The sequence below is a fragment of the Lujinxingia litoralis genome (genome assembly GCF_003260125.1).
Lineage (GTDB): Bacteria > Myxococcota_A > Bradymonadia > Bradymonadales > Bradymonadaceae > Lujinxingia > Lujinxingia litoralis.
On record NZ_QHKO01000001.1, the window covers coordinates 26,888 to 46,278 of the forward strand.

The 19,391-nt window shown below is 64.9% G+C and carries 14 protein-coding genes and 1 tRNA gene; 8 read left to right on the top strand and 7 right to left on the bottom strand.

Annotation, left to right across the window (positions count from 1 at the left end):
• Positions 1-83 precede the first annotated feature (83 nt).
• The 3 genes from DL240_RS19525 (at position 84) to DL240_RS00140 (ending at position 3,766) form a co-directional block, all read left to right on the top strand.
• Complete coding sequence (locus DL240_RS19525) at positions 84-2,021, top strand: hypothetical protein (protein ID WP_146618007.1); 1,938 nt, start codon at positions 84-86, stop codon at positions 2,019-2,021.
• 283 nt (positions 2,022-2,304) lie between these two features.
• Positions 2,305-3,111, top strand: coding sequence for a tetratricopeptide repeat protein (locus DL240_RS00135; protein WP_111727825.1), 807 nt, complete (start codon positions 2,305-2,307; stop codon positions 3,109-3,111).
• Between the two features lie 433 nt (positions 3,112-3,544).
• Positions 3,545-3,766 carry a cold-shock protein gene (locus DL240_RS00140; protein ID WP_111727826.1) on the top strand — a complete coding sequence of 74 codons (222 nt, stop codon included), beginning with the start codon at positions 3,545-3,547 and terminating at the stop codon, positions 3,764-3,766.
• Positions 3,767-3,961: 195 nt separating this feature from the next.
• Here the strand turns inward: DL240_RS00140 and DL240_RS00145 are convergent, their stop codons facing one another.
• From DL240_RS00145 to DL240_RS00155, 3 genes are all read right to left on the bottom strand, one after another.
• Positions 3,962-4,744, bottom strand: coding sequence for a double zinc ribbon and FHA domain-containing protein (locus DL240_RS00145; protein ID WP_158542247.1), 783 nt, complete (start codon positions 4,742-4,744; stop codon positions 3,962-3,964).
• 98 nt (positions 4,745-4,842) lie between these two features.
• The gene (locus tag DL240_RS00150; RefSeq protein ID WP_111727828.1) at positions 4,843-8,868 is read right to left on the bottom strand and encodes a tetratricopeptide repeat protein; all 4,026 of its coding nucleotides are present in this window, start codon (positions 8,866-8,868) and stop codon (positions 4,843-4,845) included.
• A gap of 46 nt (positions 8,869-8,914) precedes the next feature.
• Positions 8,915-9,478: a hypothetical protein gene (locus DL240_RS00155; protein WP_111727829.1), complete on the bottom strand. Its 564-nt coding sequence runs from the start codon at positions 9,476-9,478 to the stop codon at positions 8,915-8,917.
• A 167-nt stretch (positions 9,479-9,645) separates the two neighbouring features.
• On the opposite strand from DL240_RS00155, the gene DL240_RS00160 reads away from it, so the two are divergent.
• Both DL240_RS00160 and DL240_RS00165 read left to right on the top strand, forming a co-directional pair.
• Positions 9,646-11,604 (top strand): polysaccharide deacetylase family protein, encoded by a 1,959-nt coding sequence (locus DL240_RS00160; protein ID WP_146618008.1) that lies wholly within the window; start codon positions 9,646-9,648, stop codon positions 11,602-11,604.
• Positions 11,605-11,609: 5 nt separating this feature from the next.
• Positions 11,610-13,586 carry a polysaccharide deacetylase family protein gene (locus tag DL240_RS00165; RefSeq protein WP_146618009.1) on the top strand — a complete coding sequence of 659 codons (1,977 nt, stop codon included), beginning with the start codon at positions 11,610-11,612 and terminating at the stop codon, positions 13,584-13,586.
• On the opposite strand, the gene DL240_RS00170 is transcribed toward DL240_RS00165, so the two are convergent.
• The gene (locus DL240_RS00170; RefSeq protein ID WP_146618010.1) at positions 13,583-14,413 is read right to left on the bottom strand and encodes a hypothetical protein; all 831 of its coding nucleotides are present in this window, start codon (positions 14,411-14,413) and stop codon (positions 13,583-13,585) included. The genes DL240_RS00165 and DL240_RS00170 overlap by 4 nt on opposite strands.
• A gap of 123 nt (positions 14,414-14,536) precedes the next feature.
• On the opposite strand from DL240_RS00170, the gene DL240_RS00175 reads away from it, so the two are divergent.
• Positions 14,537-14,610, top strand: a tRNA-Leu gene (locus tag DL240_RS00175).
• Between the two features lie 222 nt (positions 14,611-14,832).
• Here DL240_RS00175 and DL240_RS00180 read toward each other — a convergent pair.
• Positions 14,833-15,411 carry a hypothetical protein gene (locus DL240_RS00180; RefSeq protein ID WP_158542248.1) on the bottom strand — a complete coding sequence of 193 codons (579 nt, stop codon included), beginning with the start codon at positions 15,409-15,411 and terminating at the stop codon, positions 14,833-14,835.
• A 140-nt stretch (positions 15,412-15,551) separates the two neighbouring features.
• Here DL240_RS00180 and DL240_RS00185 point away from each other — a divergent pair, with 140 nt between their 5' ends.
• Entirely contained in the window at positions 15,552-16,382 is an 831-nt protein-coding gene (locus DL240_RS00185) for a tryptophan-rich sensory protein (RefSeq protein WP_111727834.1), read from the top strand.
• 16 nt (positions 16,383-16,398) lie between these two features.
• Complete coding sequence (locus tag DL240_RS00190; protein ID WP_111727835.1) at positions 16,399-17,298, top strand: histone deacetylase family protein; 900 nt, start codon at positions 16,399-16,401, stop codon at positions 17,296-17,298.
• 4 nt (positions 17,299-17,302) lie between these two features.
• On the opposite strand, the gene DL240_RS00195 is transcribed toward DL240_RS00190, so the two are convergent.
• Positions 17,303-17,965, bottom strand: coding sequence for an HD domain-containing protein (locus tag DL240_RS00195; protein ID WP_111727836.1), 663 nt, complete (start codon positions 17,963-17,965; stop codon positions 17,303-17,305).
• Between the two features lie 169 nt (positions 17,966-18,134).
• Complete coding sequence (locus tag DL240_RS00200; RefSeq protein ID WP_111727837.1) at positions 18,135-19,385, bottom strand: DUF1501 domain-containing protein; 1,251 nt, start codon at positions 19,383-19,385, stop codon at positions 18,135-18,137.
• Positions 19,386-19,391 lie beyond the last annotated feature (6 nt).

A 19,391-nucleotide genomic window follows, 5' to 3' on the forward strand; every position in this document is an offset into this window, starting at 1 on the left:
GAATTGGCGCTGTAACGGCACATATTATAAGGATACGAGCGAAGTGCTCACACCTCGATGTTGAAAATTTGCAGGAAGTCGCCGTGATCCGATCTTGGCCCCACTTTGCAGGCATGCGCACCGCGCTTGCTGCGCGCGTGCTCCTGGCCGCGCTGGCCGCAGCCCTGACCTGGGGGAGCAGCCTCGGTGTCAGTGATGCGCAGACGCTGAGCGAAGACCTCTGGGTCTTGCCCACCGGTGGTACCCGCGTGCTGTGGAGCTACCAGATAAGGGTGAGCCCCGAAGGCGCCCAGATCACCCGGCGCGCCGACGTCCCGCTGCAGCTGGAGAGCGGGCAACTCGCCAGCTATAACGCGCTGCTCAAACTTCCTGATGGCCACCTCCTCCTGGGAGATGGTTCGGGACGAGGCGCGCTACGATTTGACGCCGAGGGCCACGAGGTCGAAGCGCTGGCCAGCCCGGGCGACTGGACCTCCTCCCCGGGACTCGCCGTAGCATCCTACCTGGCCCCCAACCGCCCGGCTGAACTCTTGATGGGCGACAACACCGTGGGGCGAATCCATCTCTACGACACCGTCGAAGGACGTTACACGTGGTCCCTCCCTCTGGGGATTGCCCAGGCTTCGGCCCGAGTCGAAGCCACCGCGGTGCTCCCCGACAACCGTTTCGCCGTGGCTCTGCGATGGCCGGCGGTCGAACTTTCGGGCGTCTTGATCTTTGAGCGCGACGATCGCCGTCAGCCCACCCACGTGTTGCTCTCGGCTCCGCATCCGGACTATCCGGAGGCCGCGGTGCTCCCCCAGCTCGATCCGATCCGCGCGTTCATGGCGCTGCCCGACAACGAGCTGATCATCGCCAGCGCACAAGCACTGCTCCGGGTAAACCTCAACGGCGAGCTGAGCTGGCAATCCGCGCTCTCCGATGCCCCGGTGGGTGGCGAGTACCTCGCTCTCAGCTGGCTCTCCGAACGTTACGTCGTCGCTTCCTCTTATCAACCCGGCCTCTGGACATCGCCGCACCCCAACCACCGGCTACTCATCTACGATACCCTCGGCGCCCGCGAACCCCTGGGGAGCAGTACCCCACTCGACGGCGCGGCCCGGGCCCTGGACCTGGCCCGAGGGCACGGGGGCACCCGCACGCTGGACTACAGGTCGCCCACCGCGGGGGGGGCCACCAGCGATCTGAGCACCCTCACCCTTGTCGACGAGCTCATAATCACCCCCGAACAGGCGATGCCCGGTGCACCGCTGGTAGCGAGCCTGACGGTCCGAAATGACGCCGACGTGCCAACCTGGGTACGTAGCTTTGAGCTGCGCAACCGCCCCGGCAGCTGCCCGACTTCCGACACGCTGAGCGCCGCGCAATGGCAGCAGGAGGTGCGAACCCTCCGTTTGATGGAGTTCACCCTGCAACCCGGACAAGAACTGCTGGTGGAAGGCGCCTCCAACACCACCGCGCTCTTTATCGGCTTCTGGTGCGCTCAAATGATCGCCGTCGATCGCCTGGGAGAACCCAGACTGATGGGCTCTCCGGCCGAGTTTGAGATAAGCGCTGGCGCTGACCATACCACGATGGAAGTCGAGTCCCTGGGGAGCTTCGATCCCTGGGAGCCGCAGGAGCCCGGACCGCCCACCGACGGCTCGGGCTCCCAGGCGACATCTGGCTGCCAACTTGCGCCCTCGGGGCCGGGAGCATGGCCGGCGCTCATCGGAGCTGCGTTATTCTGGCGGCGACGGCGCCGACGCAAAGGCCCTAGCGTCGGCGGTGAAAACGACGTTCGGCGTCACGCGCCACCTGGAGTTCCCAGCGCTGAGCCTCCTCGGCGTGCTCCTCTCGCAACTCCGAGGACCAACGCTCCTCCCCCGGACTCTCGGCGGGCTCACGACGCTGGTACTCCGCCAGCACCTTCACCCCGACGCCTCGCCCCACCGGCACCACTCGCCCCACCAGCCGGCGCCGACGCTGCTCGGAAAGCGTCTCATAGCGGCTCACGACCAACAGCTGCTCCGCGGAGCTGACATCGACTCCGGGGCTGTGCTCCTCGATGCTCTCAAAAAGCACCTCGAAGAGTACCTCGGCCGCCGATGTCCCCTTAGTGGCCCGGGCGTCACTCCCGTCAGACTGCGAGGCTCCGGCCCCTGCACACCCCGCTACCGATAATCCCAGCACCAACACCGCGGCCCAACTTGCCCACCCCTGGCCTACGCGATACCGTCGGCCCCTACGAGGTTCTTGCCGCCGCGGGTCTGCCGCGTTGGCGTGCACGATCTGACCATTTTGTTTTCTGTGGAGTCTCATCCAATGCCTCTTCCTTCTCTGCACGTCATCGCCCTTCTAGGCGCGCTCTCACTGAGCGCGTTGGCTTGCTCCTCTTCCAGCGCTGCTCGCACCGATAAAGCTCCGGTCGAAAACGAGGTCCGGGCGCCCACGATCACGATCCAGGAGCTGATCGTCCGTGGGAACCAGGCCCTTGACCAACGGCAGTGGGAGCAGGCCATCGCCGCCTACGACGAAGCCCTGGCCCTGGATCAGCAGCGCTGGGAGGTTCATATGAATCGCGCCATCGCGCTGACCTTTCTGCTGCGCTACGACGATGCCATCGCCTCCATCAGTAACGCCCTGATTGCCGGAGGCCAGGACAAACCTGAGGTCTACTTCAACCTGGGCAACATCTACCAGGAGCGAGGCGTCTATGATGCCTCGATCACCGCCTACCGCGCTTCGTTGGCCGCCGCTGGCGGCGAGCTCAATGTGGATACCCTGCTCAACATCGGCGCCGCCTACATCTACCTGCATGCCTATCCTAAGGCACGACAGGCGCTGGAGAAAGCCGCCGAAATCGCCCCCGACGATCCGCGTCCCCTGCACAGCCTGGGGCTACTGACCTATTCGGAGGAAAACCCCGAGGAGGCGCTGCGCATCTACCAACAGGTCGAAGCCCTGGACCCGAACTACGCGCCGGCCTACTTCAACCAGGGCTACATCCAGCAGCGCCTGGGGCAACATGCGGAAGCTGCCGCCGCGTTTGAGCGCTACCTGGAGCTGGCCCCCGAGGGCCCCTATGCCGTCCGCGCGCGCAACAACTTCAACCGACTGCGCTCTCGCTGAAGCCTCGCCACAGACATCTCGCGCTTTCGAAAAGCCCCGCCTGACCCGGCGGGGCTTTTTTCGATCTAAGCTCGCGCCCTCTCGGCCCTGGTGCCCGATGTTATCTTGTGGATGCGCCCCAAAAGTTTATCCACACTAAACTTTTCCACCCAATCCACCTTCACTGCAATTATAAACCCTATACACCCCCACTGAAATCATCTTTAAATTGCATCATACCTGTAATTTTAACCCCAATAAATAAAATGCAAAACACTTGACGCAAGATATCCCGTTATCATTATACTCCTCGTATCGTGATGCTGTGGGCGTGAACATCTAAGGACGGGTGGACATTACCCATCGCGGGCGGTTCGGGCCGCTCAAGTCGCACCACCAGGACGGGGGGCGAAGCGTCATAACGTACATCTTTGTTGTTTGAGGGAGGATTAGTATGGCAACGGGTTCTGTAAAATGGTTCAACAACGCCAAAGGTTTCGGATTCATCACTCAGGGAGGAGAAGACGACATCTTCGTCCACTACAGTCAGATTGAGGGCGAAGGGTTTAAGACCTTGAAGCAGGGCGAGGTCGTGGAGTTTGAACTGCGGCGTGGACCCAAGGGCTTGCATGCGGCCAAAGTGCTGCGTAGCCACGAGCACGACTACTCGATGTAAGCCTGCCTATCGGGGCTAAACTTCGCTTAGCCTCATCGCATACAAAACGACGCGTCTGACTCTGGCGGGAGTCCGACGCGTCGTTTTGTATGCCCCCTTCTCAACGCCATGCCCTTGCCCTTCTCACAACAAAGCCCTCCCGACATCTCAGGAGGGCTTCCGGCATCCGCGATCATGAGGGCAAGGCCTGAGGTGTCAGACGTTGATCTCCACACGCATCAGCTCACTCCCCAGGAACACATAATCACCGTGACTCAGCGCGACCTCCTGGGCGATTCGAACATAACTACCATTTTTCGAATCCAGGTCTTCGAGCCAGACCTTCCCATCACGCCAACTCACACGGGCATGATGCTTCGACACATGGCGATCATCGGGGAAGATCACATCGGCGCCCTCTCTCCCCAGAGTCACCGTATTTTCCCCATTGCAGTAGGCGGCTCCAGGCCGCCCACCCTTGAGCACATGCACCAGACGGAACTTAAAGGGGCGCGGAGGGCTGACATACATCAGGGTGTCTTCGCGCATCGGGTACTCGCTCTTCAGATCGAGCAGCTCCAGGCGAAAACGTTGCTGCCCGATCAGGAACTCGTCACCATCCTTCAGCTCATGCGCCTCGCGAATGCGCAAAAACGTTCCGTTGAGGCTTTTCTCATCGCGGAGATAAAGCTGATTGGCCCGGTAGAAGAAGCTGGCGTGCTTCTCCGACAGGTAAGGATCGTCGGGAAAGAGAATCACGCCCTTTCCTCGACCAGCTACATGGGAGGTGGAGTTCAGATGGTAGCTCAGCCCCTCAAGCCCCTGACCGCTGATCAGGATAATCTTAGCTCGCCCCGGGGCCTGCATCGCCCCGAAAAAGAGCGTTTCATTGGCCTCCTGCCGGCCATCTTCGTTGTAGCTTGCGCCACAGCGTCCACAGTAAAAATGTTCTTCCGGGACAACGGCTTTGCAATTGGCGCATAAGCGAGCGCTGGACATGCTCGAAACCTCCTCTAGCGCCGCAGGCAAGAGTTGCTCACGGCGTATCCACATCATCGAGACAGCGTCGGGAAGCCTAAGAGCTGCGTGGCATTCGATCAAGAGCCACGCGTGTTCGGGGTCTCCTCTTCGACACTCTTCGGACTCGCAGCCCCCAGGCTCTGACGCGCCTCTTGAAGCGCACGGCGCACCGCCGGGGGGGCTTCCGCTTCCAACTCACGGAGACGCGGGAGCGCGTCGACCGCATTTAACGCCGCCAGCGCTCCGGCCGCCGCAATCACATGAGCTGATTGTGCGGAATCGAGCTGTGAGAGCACCGCCGGCTTCAAGACGTCAGCCTGCACAACCTCGCCGGGAAGGCCGGCCAGCACGCGTAGCGTCAACAACCTCAGCTCGGCGTGCTCACTCTCCAGGCGAGCTCGCAACCAATGGGATACCCCTTGCCGGTCGAACTCCGAAGGCCACGGGGCCACGCGTAGCGCCAACAAGGTTTGTACCTCATCCAGCTGCTCCTCCTGCGCTAACCCGAACACGTCCTGGGCATTGAGGTCACCAGCCAACGCCCTCCAGAGAGACGCCGCTGCCCCTTCGACTCCTGGCGGCATCTTCGCGACCATCTGCGTTGCAAGCTCCCGTCCTCCGATCGCAGCGCCGGCACCATCGACATCGGCGTCGAGCTCTTCCTCAAGCATATGCATCGCGACTTTTTGCCACCGCGCAGCATCACGGCCCAACGTGCGCCCCAGCGCCTCCGCCACGATGCCATTATCAAGAACGCCGAGCAGCGAAGCGCCCCCTTCCAACTGCATCTTACGTGCAGCGAGGAGCGCACCGACGTTTAGTTCTCCCCGTCGCCAATCAAAGGCCCTCGACTCATCCTGCCACAGCGTTGCACGATCGCGCTCGCGATCCCCTGCGCGCATCGCCGCCCGAAGCCCCTCTTCGGCGGCATACGATGGTACGGGCAAGGTCGCCACGTAGTGCTCCCACAGCGCGCTCACCCCCGACGCCGAACGCCTCCTTCCCAACGCCCGGGCCGCCCAGACGGCATGCGGACTGGAGGCATCCTTCATCAAGTTTACCAGCGCAGCACTCTCCTCGCCCTCGCCACGACCGCTCTCGACCAACGCGCTGAACACCTGGGCCGCATCGTAGGAAGGCTCTCCCTGAGCGAGCGCCTCGATACGCTCACCAATCACGCGCTGCGCCTCTTTTCCGCCGTGGCGAGCCAGCGACCCCAGCGCCAGCCCCCCACCACCGGACTCTTCTCGGGCCATGGCTTCCAGCGTTCGAAGGAGGTCACGCTGCGCCGGCATAAAGCCCAGGGCCCAGACCGCAGCCTGTCGCACCTTCGGCTCCGCTGATGAAGCTGCATCAAGAAGCGGCCCCACCAGGCGCGCATCTGCCAATCGAGCAGCGGCAACAATCGCACCGACCCGGGTCGCCTCTTTGCGGTCTGCGATCATCCGCGCGATCATCGGCACCGCAAGATCAACCTCGAGCTCCGCGATCAAGCGCAGGGCTCTGGCCCGCTGACTGACGTCAGCGCTCTGCACCACATCTAGTAGCAACGAGGCAGAGCGCCCACCGAGATCTCGGAGCCCCGCGCTCGCCAGCTGACGTTGCTCCACATCACCGTGGTGCGCTTCCACCAGGAGCGGACCCACCATTCGGCTGTAGAGCTGTAACAAGAGCCGACCGTGGGCGTCACGCACCGGAAGACGAAACGCCAACGGGGACCAGCGCGCCTCAAGCACCGCCAACCGCCCGCTTCGCTGGGCCCGATTCAGCAGCAGCTCTCCGGCCTCAAGAATCATCTGGTCCTCAGTGGCGTCCCGCACCACTTCCCACAACACCTCCTCCCCTTCGCTCTCCCTTCCCTGCGCCAGAAGCGCTCGCCCCAACGCCAGGCGCAGGTCAAACGCCTGCGGATCGATCTCTGCCGCGGCGCGATAGTGACGCACCGCCTCCTCCCACTCGCCGGCCTGCTCATAGATACCCGCCACCCGCGCCTGAGCGCGCGCGTCGTCGGGATTGACCTCCAACGAGCGCACCGCAAAATCAACGGCCTGCGCCTCCCCGGAGGCCCTCAGCGCATACTCCGACATCCTCGCCAGAAGCTCTCCGGCCAGCTGCGGACGAAGCTCTACCAGCTGCTCCAGGACCACGATGGCGTCGTCATAACGTTCCGCCTGCACGTAGGCGCGCTCCAATAACGTCAGCGCACTGACCTTCTCGTCGTCGTTCACCCCGGAGCTGCCTACGAGCTGCTCCAACACCTCGGCCCCCCGGTCAAACTCGCGTAGCCGCAGGTGGGCCTCCGCCAGGAAGAATCCCGCTCGCACATCCCCCTGGTCCTCCAACGCTCGCGTCCAGGTGTTCATCTGCTCGCGCAGCTTCTGCTGACGGCGGTACAACTCAACGATTCGTCCCCGGGCCTCCTGACGCAGCTGCTCGCGATCAGCACGTTCGTAGACCGAGTTCCACGCCTCGGCAGCCTCGTCCCAGCGCCGCGCACGCTCCAGCGCGTTGGCCAACCCACGGCGCACGTTCATATCCTCTGGCGCCTCCGATAGCGCCTGGCGATACGCGCTCACGCCCATATCGGTCAGCCCGCGATCCACCATGACCTCCCCCATGCGAGCCAACCCCGGAACACGCCCCAGCCGAGAGTCCGGCAGTCGCCGCCAGGTGTCGACCGCCCGCTGACGCTCCCCACGACCAAAGTAGTGCTCGGCCAACGCGAGAATGACCACATCATCATCGGGATCCAGCCGATTCACCCTCTCAAACGTCGCCTCCGCCCGATCCGACATGTCCCAACGCCCGTAGTGATCGGCGATCTCCAGGAGCACGTAACTATCTTCCCCAAAGCGCCGCTCCAGCTCCCGGAGCACCGACAGCGCTTTGTCACGCTGTCCCATACGCATATGGTGGCGCGCCAACTCCAGCCCGTACCCGTGGCGCTGCGGAGCAGCTCGCATCAGGTCGCGATACGCAGCCGGTAAGTCCTGCTCGCGTCCCATCCGCTCATAGATCCGGATGATCTTCTGCCGCGGCTCCTCCGCGCGACGATTCCGGCCGGCAGCCCGTCGATAGAGCGCGAGCGCCTCATCCAGCTGCCCGGTCTCGGCGTACACATCGGCAACCAGCATCTGCTGGTCGTACCCCCCTTTTGACCACCTCCGAGCGTAGCGCTCCAGAAAGGTGCCCAACTCGCCCGATTGGCGGTAGATGTCCACCATTCGCGCGCGCATCTCCCCAACTCGCCAGTTATCCGAGCGCAACAACCCGATGGCCTGCTGAAGACTCTCCAACGCGCGATCATTCTGCCCCATCGAGGCAAAGATCTCCGCGCGCTCCGACAGAAACTCCGCGCGCCGAGCGGTGTTTCCGCCCACCATCCGCAAGAGCGCGTCGTACTGCGCCAGCGCCTCTTCCCACTGCCGGTACTGCAAAAGTAGCGACGCGAAATCGCGACGCACGTACTCATCCCCGGGCGTCAGCGCGATCCGCCGTTTGTAGAACTCAATGCCTCGCTCAAAGTCGCGCTGAGCAAATGAGAGTTCCGCCAGGTTCTGCAGAATCTCACCACGGCGCTGACGGTTCTTCTCCAGCTCCAGCGCTCGCTCAAAGTCGGTGAGGGCGCCATCGCGCTGCCCCATCATCAGACGCACCTGCCCCCGGCTCAACCAGGCATTCGACGCCTGTGGCCCGAGCTCGACCGCGCGCTCGTACATCGCCAGCGCATCTTCAAAGTCCCCCCGGGCGCGCAGCAAGTGCCCCAGCACCAGGTGCAGATTTAGCGACTCCGGCCGCGCCTCCACACGACGGCGGTAGTGGTCAATCAGGTGATTTAGCCCCTGCCCCCGTCCCACATGAAAGAGCAAACTCTGGAGATGGCGCTCCTCGGCCGGGTTCGACTCCACCAGCTCCATGTAGCGCTCGACAATGCGCTGCTGGCGCTCATCGCCGCTGGTCACCTCGAAGTCCTGAGCCTGCGCCAGCGACGGCAGGCCACCGCTCAACGCCAGCGCTCCGGCCGTCACCGCGCACATCCCGACGCGCTTCCACCACCAACCACTCTTCATGCCTGTCTTCCCCTGCTTCCAAAGCTCAACCATCACCTGCCTCCTCGGAGCCAACTTCGCCGCGACGCCCCACCATTCCTCAGGCCCGCTCAGCCCCACCGCCCGCCTGCCTCAACGCCACGACAAAGCGATGCTCTCGCAGGTAGGTTACGACCTCTTCGCCCACATCACGAAGGCGCTTCGTCAGAAAATACCCCCGTGCCAACGTCTCCCGGCGCTCGTCGGTGAGCACCACATCCAGGCGCCCCGGACGCAGGACGCCGCCGGGCACTAGCTCCACCCCTTTCACCTCCACCAGGGGCACACCGGCGCCCTGAGTCGACGCCATCAAACTCACCTCGACCCGCAACTCTCGGCCGGGCCCGTCGACCACCCAGCGCTCCCGGCGAAGCGCTCCCACCAGCCCGACCAGCCCCCCGACCAGCAGCGCCACCGCCGCCAGCGCTCCCCAGAAGAGCCCCGGCACCGGCTCCGCCTCGCGATAGCGCCCGATGTAATCGGGTAAAAGCACCACCCCCAGCGCCCCCAGCGCCAGGGGCATCGTCACCAGGGCGCGCCAGGCTCCGGCCCGCGCCCGCCCCCCGGCGCTCCGCTCGATCACCAGTGCCCCCCGGCTCTCTTTGACCGTCACAACCTCTGACATCTCGCTCCTTATCACCTCATCTTTACAGATCAGGCACATGTCCAGACTTAATCATCACCACAAATAGGTGTATGACTGGCGGGAATCTCGCCGGTCCTCTCCAGGGTTGGCCCGACGACGCAACCGATGCCCTCAACCTCTCACCTTTGCCCCGCACGCCCCACCTTATGGTCGTAAGCTTACGCCGAAAACAAGCCAACGTCTTGCCCTATCGGGTTGCCCTCTGGAGTCTGGTGGCGTTGATCGCCGCGGTCCTGGTGCTGCATCGCAACCCGATCGCCGTCGACGCCGACGAGCAACTCTCCGCCGGGGTGGAGGTCACCCGCGAAGCCCGCGCCGATGTGCTGGTGGTACTGGACTATGAGGTCATCCGTCAAAGCGGCCCCTCCTTCAGCGAGCGCGACTTCAGCGCGGCCTGGATCAATCTTGTCGAACAGGAGTTCGGCCCGGTCGCCATCGCCACCCCTCAAACCCTGGCGGCCAGCACCCTCGACGAATCCCGGGTAATCATCCTGACCTCCAGCGTCACCGCTGACCTCCCCTCGAGCACGCTGGAGGCCGTCCGCCGCCGGGCCCGCGAGGGCAGCCTGGTCATTGTGGAACGTCCCCGGGGTGAGCTCCGCGCGCAATTCTCGGCCAACGGCCGCGCCGGAGTCCGCCGCGCACAGCGCCTGACCCACGCCGACGGCCTCAGTGATCCCTTCCTTTCACAGCTGCGACAGACGCCGATGGCCACCGACTTCATCGGCTCCACCTCACCGCGGGAGGGCGCCTCAACCCTGCTCTCGATCGACGGTGCGCCGGTGATCTACGCCCTCCCGGTGGGCCAGGGGCACGTCATCACCGTCGACTTCGACCTGGGCGAACAACTCGTCTCGCTGCAACAGGGCCGCCCCGACGAGAACTACCGCCTGCGCGGAGATCACGGTCAACGCCCTCCCCGCACCTCAGATCTCGTCGCCGATGAGAAACTCCCCGGCGCCGAGGTTCCCTACGCCGACCTGCTGGAGCGCTACATCGCTCACGGCGTCATCGCCCGATACGCCCCACTGCCCGCCTTCTGGGCCTACCCCGGTGACGCGCTCGGCGCGGTCGTCTTCCTCCACGAAGACGCTCGCCTGGGCGACGGCGGCGCCTGGATGCTCGACTACGAGAACAGCCAGCGCGCCAACAGCACCCTGCTCTCCTCCATCGACTCCGGCCTGACCAAAGAGGGCGCCGAGTCGATTCACAAGCGCGGCGGTGAAGTCGGCCTGCTCTGGCGCTATCCGCACCCGCACACCGCCACCTACGCACCCGATGGCTTCGGGGCCTTCCAACCGCTGAAGCGCCCACTCACCATCGAAGAACAACTTAACCAGATGCGGGACCTCCTCCCGATCAATTACATCCGCACCACGCGCTCCATCGACGGCACCTGGGCCCCCACCTGGAGCGCGCCCCTGGCCGCCCTGGCCGAGGCCAACATCCGCATCGACGCCAGCTACGCGGTCCCCGGTCACAGCGGGTTCGCGTTTGGCACCGGACTCCCCTTTTTGGCGCTGAGCGACGAAGGCATCCCCCTGGGTCTTCGAGAACTCCCGATCATCGTGCCGCCCCATCGCCTGCAGGGCCCCGACTTCGCCACCCTCCTGGAAACCAGCGCCGGCGGTCACCATCAGACCATCACCGTCGCCATCGACCCCGGCGCCTTTGCCGACTATCCCAACGTCGATGACTTCGAAGAGTGGCTCTCGATGTTCGAGTCCATCGAGTCCCATCAGCACACCGTGATGAACGCACTGCGACTCGACGCCTTCCAACGCTCGCGACGAGCGGGCTCGATTCGCAGCCGCCTCCTCCGCAACACCGAGCTCCCGGCCCACACCCGGGAGTCGGCCGACCGCGCGCGAACCGGCACGATCATGCGCCTGACCATCGAAGCCAAAGAGCGCAACATGAGCGTCGTGATCCCGGCCACCATTGGCGATCGCTCCTTCCTCGGCGCCCGCAGTGGCACCCGCCGCGTCGGCGGCGAACTGATGTCCAGCGAGGTCGAGACCTTCGAAGCCTCCCTCATCGGCCTGCAATTGCGGCGAGTGCCGCTCTCGCAGGGCTTCAACAACTTTGAGTTCTACTACGACTGATACCTATGGTTCGACGACGCACAGTGTTGGGGGCTCTCAAATGGGACCTGGGCGCGCTACTCCTGCTCGGCCTGCTTACCCTGCTATGGAGCAGCCTCAACGAACCCACTCTGCAACCGGCGGAGTCCCCGCAGACCAATGGCTCGCGTCCCCCGGATCGCACCGAAGGCGACGTGCTCTTGCTTCTGCCGGCAACGCCCGCCGCCCAGGCTGCCGAGCTGCGCGCGCTGGATTGCAGCTACGGGTGGTTCAACGCCCTGTGGCACCACTACGGCGCCTTTGCCACAGCACAGAGCGACAACCTCTCCCCGCAAATTCTGGCCGGCCGCAGCGTGGTCATCGTCCCGGAACGCGTCGCGCTCAGCCTCCCACGTGCCGCGATGAGCGCGCTCGAAGACTTCGCTCGCCGCGGCGGGCAGCTCGTCGTTGAGCTTCCCCGCGAGGGCTGGGAACCGCTGACCGGCATCTCCACCACCGGCGCCGTCGGCCAGGCCCGACGTATCACCTCCGCCGATGGCCTCGGAGTTCATGGCCCTCTCCGCGAACATCTGGTCGACACGCCCCTCACCGGGCCCCTTCTCCCCACCGCGGCGCTCCTGCCGCGCCCGGCCGGACCGGTGATTCTCGAAGTCGAAGAGCAACCCGGCCTGCTGGTCCAGCCCCTGGGACAGGGGCGAGTCTACACCATCCTCTTTGACTACGCCTGCTCTCTCACCGCGCTGCATCAGGGCAAGCCCGCCCGTCACATGGAATTTGGCCCCCCCGGCAGCCCCCGATGGCAGCCCACCGAGAACCGCGTCGCCCACGAGCGCATGCTTACCAGCCATGTGCCCTACGCCGATCTGCTCAAGCGGGCCCTCTTTGACCGCTTCTCCGAACACCGCCCCATGCCCAGACTCTGGCCCTTCCCCGGGCGCCATATGGGCGCGGTCATGAACACGCACCCCAGCTCCGAGTCCACCCGCGCAGCCCTCGGCTACGCCGACTGGGCCCGTAAAAACGAGGGCGCCTCGACTATCTTCGTGGCCGCCGATCGTTTCACCCCGTCCCAGGCTGCCATGGCCGATCAGGTCGGCGCGCAGGTCGGTCTGCTCTGGGTCCTCGGCCAGGACCGTCCCCCCCTGACCAAGGCCCGGGGCCTGGGCGCGATGCAACCCTGGGCCGAAGAACTCAATCTGGCCGAACAACTCACCAAACTCGAAGCCAACCTGGGACAGGGGCGCCAGATCCGCCTGGTTCAAACCGAAGAGGGTCTCTGGGAGGGCGACTGGGACGCCACCTTCCGCCGTCTCTCGGCCGCCGGCCTGCGCGTCGACACCAGCTTCGGCCCCGGCGCCTCCGAACACTACGGGTACCTCTTCGGCACCGGCATGCCCTTCTACCCCATTGACAGCCGCGGGCTCCCCCTCCCGATTCTCGAGGCTCCCTATGTGCTCCGCGGTGCCAACATCAACCCGGCACGTCTCAAGCGCATGCTCGTCAACAGCCAGAACTACTTTCACCAGCCCCTGGCGATCAACGTCCCGGCCGACGCCATGGCCGAGACCCCCGCAGCCGGCATTCTTCTGGGATTTCGCGAGCTCCATGACCTGGCCCGCGCTCATGAGCACTGGGTCACATCCGTGGGCGATCTCATCGACTTTCTGGTCGCGCGTCGACAGTCCGTGCTCACCAGCCAGTGGTCCGCTGCCGAACAACGCCTGACCATCTCCGTCAATGTCCTCGGCGCCCGACTCCAATCCGCTCCCGAAGGAGCCATCGCCAGCGTCGCCTTCCCCCGAGACTTCGAAGGGCGCCCCATCCGCCGCGTGGTGCTCGATGACGAAGACGTCTCGCTAAGCCGCCTGGCCAACAGTGGTGCCGGCGATGAACGCGTCCTGGAAATGCCCCCGGGCCGCCACGTGATTGCGGTCTATTACGAGCCGCCGGCACCGGCGACCGACGAGGACCTCGATACCCTCCCCGCCGAGCGCGCCCCTTAAACCATCGGGGGCTCCGGCTCCTCGGGCGCCTCGGGAAGCACCGCCGAGGCGCCCCGCTGACGAAGGCGCGCCGCCTGGTCTCGCTGCTCAGCGGTCACATACACCGCCCCCCACCACAGCCACGCCAGGTACCCCAACGTCGTGTTGAGCACCCACCCCACCAGTAGCCCGCCTCCTACCCCGGCCGAGCCCTGAATCATTGCCGCGCTCGCCCCCAGGCCGCAGGCCATCACGCCGGCAAACAACACCGCCACGCCAAACCCGGTCAGAAGCACTCCCACATGGCGTCGAGCCATCGCCGCGGACTCGCCCCACGCGCTCAGCGGTCCGGCCTTGCCCACCGCCACCAGATAAGGCGCAAAGGCCAGAAAGTAGAGCGCCACCAGCCCCGGCAACACGCAGAGCGCCAGCCCCACGGCTACCACCGCCCCCACCATCACGTTGACCAGAAAGACCGGCCCCAGACGCCGCGTCATCTCGCGGAACACCCTCCCCAGGGAGCCCACCGCCGAGGGCCCCACCATCACCAGATCGCGCAGCACGTTCAACAGCGCGACCCTCAATGTGAGCACCACTGCCATCTCCAACCCGCTGAGCACCTGAAGCCATACCCCTCTTCCGCCTCCCGCGGCCAGCGCATCCGTGGCGCCATAGCTCCAGATCAACGCCACGCTCGCCGCGACAAACAAAAAGTCGATCGCGGCGATCGCCAGCCAGGGCACCAACACCGTTCCCCAGCCCATCCGAACCAGCCGGGAAAACACCTGCCCCAGCTCTTCGATCCCCGTGGGCGGACGTACCTCCAACTTCCCCGTCCTCTCTGCCATCGCCCTCCCCTTTGCGCCCGATGGACGCCCGCGATGCGACCTGCCTTGCGCCGCATCGACCTCAATGCTACATCCTGCTGTATTGCGACAGCGCCCGGAAGCATCCCTGACGGCCTGACGCCGGCCCCCGTAGCCCAACCGGTAGAGGCAGCGGACTTAAAATCCGTCCAGTCCGGGTTCGAATCCCGGTGGGGGCATCTACCTTCCACATCTCAAAGGTAATCGCCGCAGGCGTCTCCCCAACGCGCCTGACGGCGGCTCCTTTGTGCTGACGTCGGTCGTCCGCCGACTCGAGCCCATGGGGTGCTGCCTGACGAGCGTCGCTAAACGAGATGGGATGCCACCCTCCACCCACGGCCCCCAGCGGCACCCCGGCACGCGATCACCAGCACGCGCCTCCCCCATCCTCTCCCTTCGCTCTAACGCGCCACGTCATCCCGTCGCGCAAGATCAAATGAGCCCAGCGCCTCCCCGCTCTGCTGATCACGCACCTCGCCAGCGGGCGCCAGCGCCCCCTCCTCCATCTGCACACGCCAGAGGCGACCGGCGCCATAAAGCGTAAGCTCCCCCATGCTCAACTCGGCCCCGTAGGCCACCAGCGTCCCCTCCATCTCCACCGCTTCGTGCTCGCCATCGCGAAGCACCGCCACAACATCAAGCTCACTGGTCGCCAGGCAGGCCTGAGCCGCCGCCACCAACGTGCGCTCGCCACACAGCGCCTGACGCAAACTCCCCGACGATGCCCCCGTGGCAGACGCCGGCTCCATCGCCAACTCAAAGCTCACGGGCTCCCTCCCCTCATAGCGCACCCTCCCTTCCCAGGAGCCCACGACCACCGCGCTCATCTCCTCCGCGCCAAACTGATAACCGCTCTCGCTCCCATCCTCGCCACATCCCAGCGCCATGGGATTAAGCATCAAAAACCCTGCCAGCGCCCCGGCCGCCACAACATGGCGTAGTGGTGAATTCAACGTCATCGCCACTCCTGCGTACAACATCATCGATTCATTGAGCCTGGAATACACCCCGAAGTCTGCGCCAACGCCCCACCCCGACGCAAGCTTGCTCGCTTTGCTCCGACGCCTCGGTGCTTTTACTTGAAGATGGGCACGTCGTGACCATCCCAACGAGTCGTCTTATGCCTCGCTCTCTTCTTAAAATACTCGCACTCATCATCCCCCCCCTGGCCATCAGCCTGCCTCAGCTTGCGGCTCCCCCCGGACGCTCGGTGGGTGCGATCTCTGAGACCTTCTTCAGCAACGTGCTCATCATCCCCGCCGGCTACGCCTTCTCCATCTGGGGATTCATTTACGCGGGCATCCTCACCCTGGCGCTCCTCCAGGCCCTGCCGCGCTTTGCGGAGCGGGCGCGCTATCAGCGCGCACGCCTCCCGCTGATCGTTACGATGCTCTTCAACGCCGCCTGGCTCCTCTCCTGGCAATCGCTCCTCTTCGGGACATCGCTCCTGGTCATCGCCGCTCAACTTGCCAGCGCCATCTGGCTCTACCAGGCCTTCGCCACCCACCGGGGCCGACCCGACCCCGAGCTTCGCCAGGGCTGGTCCCTGGCGCGCCTCATCCGCTGGACCCTGGGGGCTTACGTCGCCTGGCTGACCATCGCCACTGTACTCAACGCCTCCGCTCTTCTGGTGAGCCTGGGCTGGGAGGGATGGGGCCTCGACGCCGTGACCTGGTCGGTGATCATGCTCGTGACCGCCGCCTTGATCGGCGCCGCCCTGCGACTGGGGCTTGACGAACCCCTCGTCGCGCTGGTGTTTATCTGGGCCTTTATCGCCGTGGTTCTGGCCCCGGGGCAGAACGCCAGCATTCAGATCGTCGCCGGCGCCCTGGCGGCGCTCTTCGCCCTCGTCGCGCCCTCCACGACCCGACGCTTTTTCGTCGGCCTGAGTCGCTCCGAGCGTAGACGCTCCGAAACCAGCGCCAGCCTTCCGACCATCCCCGAAACCTGAAACGAGCCGACGGATCTTGATCACCTATTACAATGACCACGTGAGGGTGCCCCTCCCCCCGCGGCACCGCTTCCCGATGGCCAAATACGGCATGCTTCATCGCCGGCTCCTCGAAGAAGGCATCCTCCGCCCTTCTCAACTCCTCCCTTCGCCAGCCCTCGAACGTGCGCAGCTGATTCAGGCGCACGCTCCAGACTACGTCGACGCCTTTCTCGAAGGGCGGCTGGACCGCCGCGCCCAACGCGCCATCGGACTGCCCTGGAGCCCGGCCCTTGTCGAACGCGTACGAACCTCCATGGGAGGCACCCTGCACGCCGCCCTTCACGCCATGGACACCTCCATCAGCGGCAACCTCGCCGGGGGCACCCATCACGCCCATCGCACTCACGGCGGCGGATTCTGCGTATTCAACGACCTGGCCATCGCGGCGTTGACGCTGCTCCACCAGGGCATCCTTCAGCGCGCCGCCATCGTCGACCTCGACGTCCATCATGGCGACGGCAGCGCCACCCTACTCGCCAGTACCCCTGAGATCTTTACGTTGAGCCTTCACGGGCAAAAGAACTACCCCTTTCATAAACCCCCCGGCGATCTGGATGTCGGCCTCCCCGACGGCTGCGATGACCTCACCTACCTCAACGCGCTCGAAGAAGCCCTGGACGCCGTCTGGAATCACGCCCCGGAGCTCATCCTCTACCAGGCCGGCGTCGATCCCCTGCAGGCCGACAGCCTCGGCCGCCTCGACCTCTCCCTGGACGGCCTTCGCCAACGCGACCTGATGGTGCTCGCCGGCGCGCACGCCCGCGGCATCCCTGTGGCGCTCACCCTGGGGGGCGGCTACGCGCATCCCATTGAATTGACCGTCGAGGCCTACGCCCAGACCTATCAGGTCGCTCGCCAGGTCTACGGCCGCTGATCCCTCAGCGCCGATAAGGGTGACCCAGCTCCCGGCCCAGGGCACTTAAAAAGTGCTCCATCACCTCGATGCGCTCTGCGGCGATCGTGCGGGCCGCCTCGGTATGCAGGAGCCCCGGCAACTTGAAGAGCTTGGCAAACACGTGATCCAGCGTGAACACACCGTCGTCGGGCTCGCGCTCCTGACAAAAAGGATCGCGCGGGTCAAAAGATAAGCGCCCCAGCGCCCCGCCCGTCTCCAGGGTCCGCATCAACCCCACCGCCCCGAGCGCATCCAGGCGGTCCGCGTCGCATACGATCTTCGCCTCCAACGACTCCGGCACATAACCCGCCGAATACGAGTGGCGCTGAATCGCCTCAAAGAGCAACGCGCGCTGCGCCGGACTCATGCGCTCTCCCACCCACGTCACCGCGGCCTCCGCCGACAGTGTCGACGCCCGCCGGCGCTCCGGATGATCCTTGGGAAGGTTCACCAGATCGTGCAGCCAGGCCCCGACCTCCACTACCTCCCGATCCCCTCCCTCCACCTCCCACAGCCTCAACGCCACGCGATGCACGCGCCGCAGATGCGCCACGTCATGGCCCGCGGTCGCGGCCATCGCCCCCTCGGCATGTGCGCAGGCAGCTTCACTCAACGACATCAGAACCGGTGCTTCTTGCTCGCTCATCCTCTTCTCCTTCTCTCCAGCGCTTCTCAGTCGCGTTCCCTCTCCCTCTTGCGGCGCAAGAGCCTACCGAATTAAGCCCCAACCGCCAGGCCTCCTCACCCTCTCCCCACAAAAAAGCGGCCCCTGTCGGGGCCGCCTTCGTCACCAAAAACCTGAGACACGCCTTCGCTCAGCTGAAGATGTCCAGGTCGTCTTCTTTGAGTTCAAAGCGACCGGCCAGAGGATGGTCCGCCAGCCCGGCGTGCCGGCGCAACGCCCGATGCACATGCTCCGGGCGCAGACGCACCCCCTCATACTCCAGCTCCAACGTAGTCGGGTTCACGTTAAAGGGACGCTGCTCCTCGTCGGTCGCCCCCAGCACCCGGTTGCCACGAATGCCCGGTCCCAGCGCCATCATCGACCCGATGGCCCAGTGATCCTTGCCCTGATCGGAGTTGTAATTCGGCGTACGCCCGAAGTCCGAGGCCATCACCACCACGATCTGGTCGCGCAGCCCCATCGTCTCGGCCTCTTCCAGAAGAAAGTCGACCGCATCGAGCACCAGCTGCAACTTCGGCAACTGAACCGTGTCGTTCTGAGCATGGCTGTCAAACCCGTTGAGCACCAGGTTCACGGCCACCGATAGCCCCGCCTTAAACGCGGCCAGCGCCACCATCGCCTGCGCCTTCATCTCGTTATCCCGCGGCAAACTCGTGGGCAGATGGTCCCGGATCCGACTCAGCTCCTTCGCGCCCATCCGCGCGGTAAAGAGCGAGCTGCGCGCCGCGCGCTCCGAGGGAAGGTGGCTATGGTCCTGGCCGGCGGCATGGCGGGCATCCACCGCTTGCTGAATCAATTCGGCCGCCCCCGGAGCATGGTAGGGCTTATGCGCAAACCCTTCTTTGTGATCCGGATCCGCCAACCCCTTAAGGTGACTGACATTGCTCACCCGCGTCAGCGGCAACAACGCCCCGGTTGCGTCATGACCGCCGTAGCTGAGGTAAGACAACGGAAGGTTCGGCGCGTGGGCCGCCGCCGCCAGCGCCGCAAAGGTGGGATACTCCGGATTCTCCAGACTCCCGGTCCATGCGTAACGCTCCCCGACCGCGTGCCCGGTCGTCGCCATGTCCACGCCGTTGATCACCAGCAGCTCGCTGGCGTACTTCTCGAAGAAGTACTGATTATTACCCACCGGCGCGTACTTAATCGGGCTGGAAGCGATGGTGCCAATCTCACCCTGGCCATACGCCGTGTTGATGCCGTTCACCCCTTTGGGATCGCAGAGATAGGTCGTATCCCACCCCCCGATGGCGTTGACCATCACGTAATACGGCCCCGGGTAATTCATCTCCTCGGCCCGGGCGATGCGCCCAAACGCCATCGGAGATACCACCGTCATGCCGGCCATGCCGGCGAGTTTGATAAAGTCACGTCGATTCATAGCAAC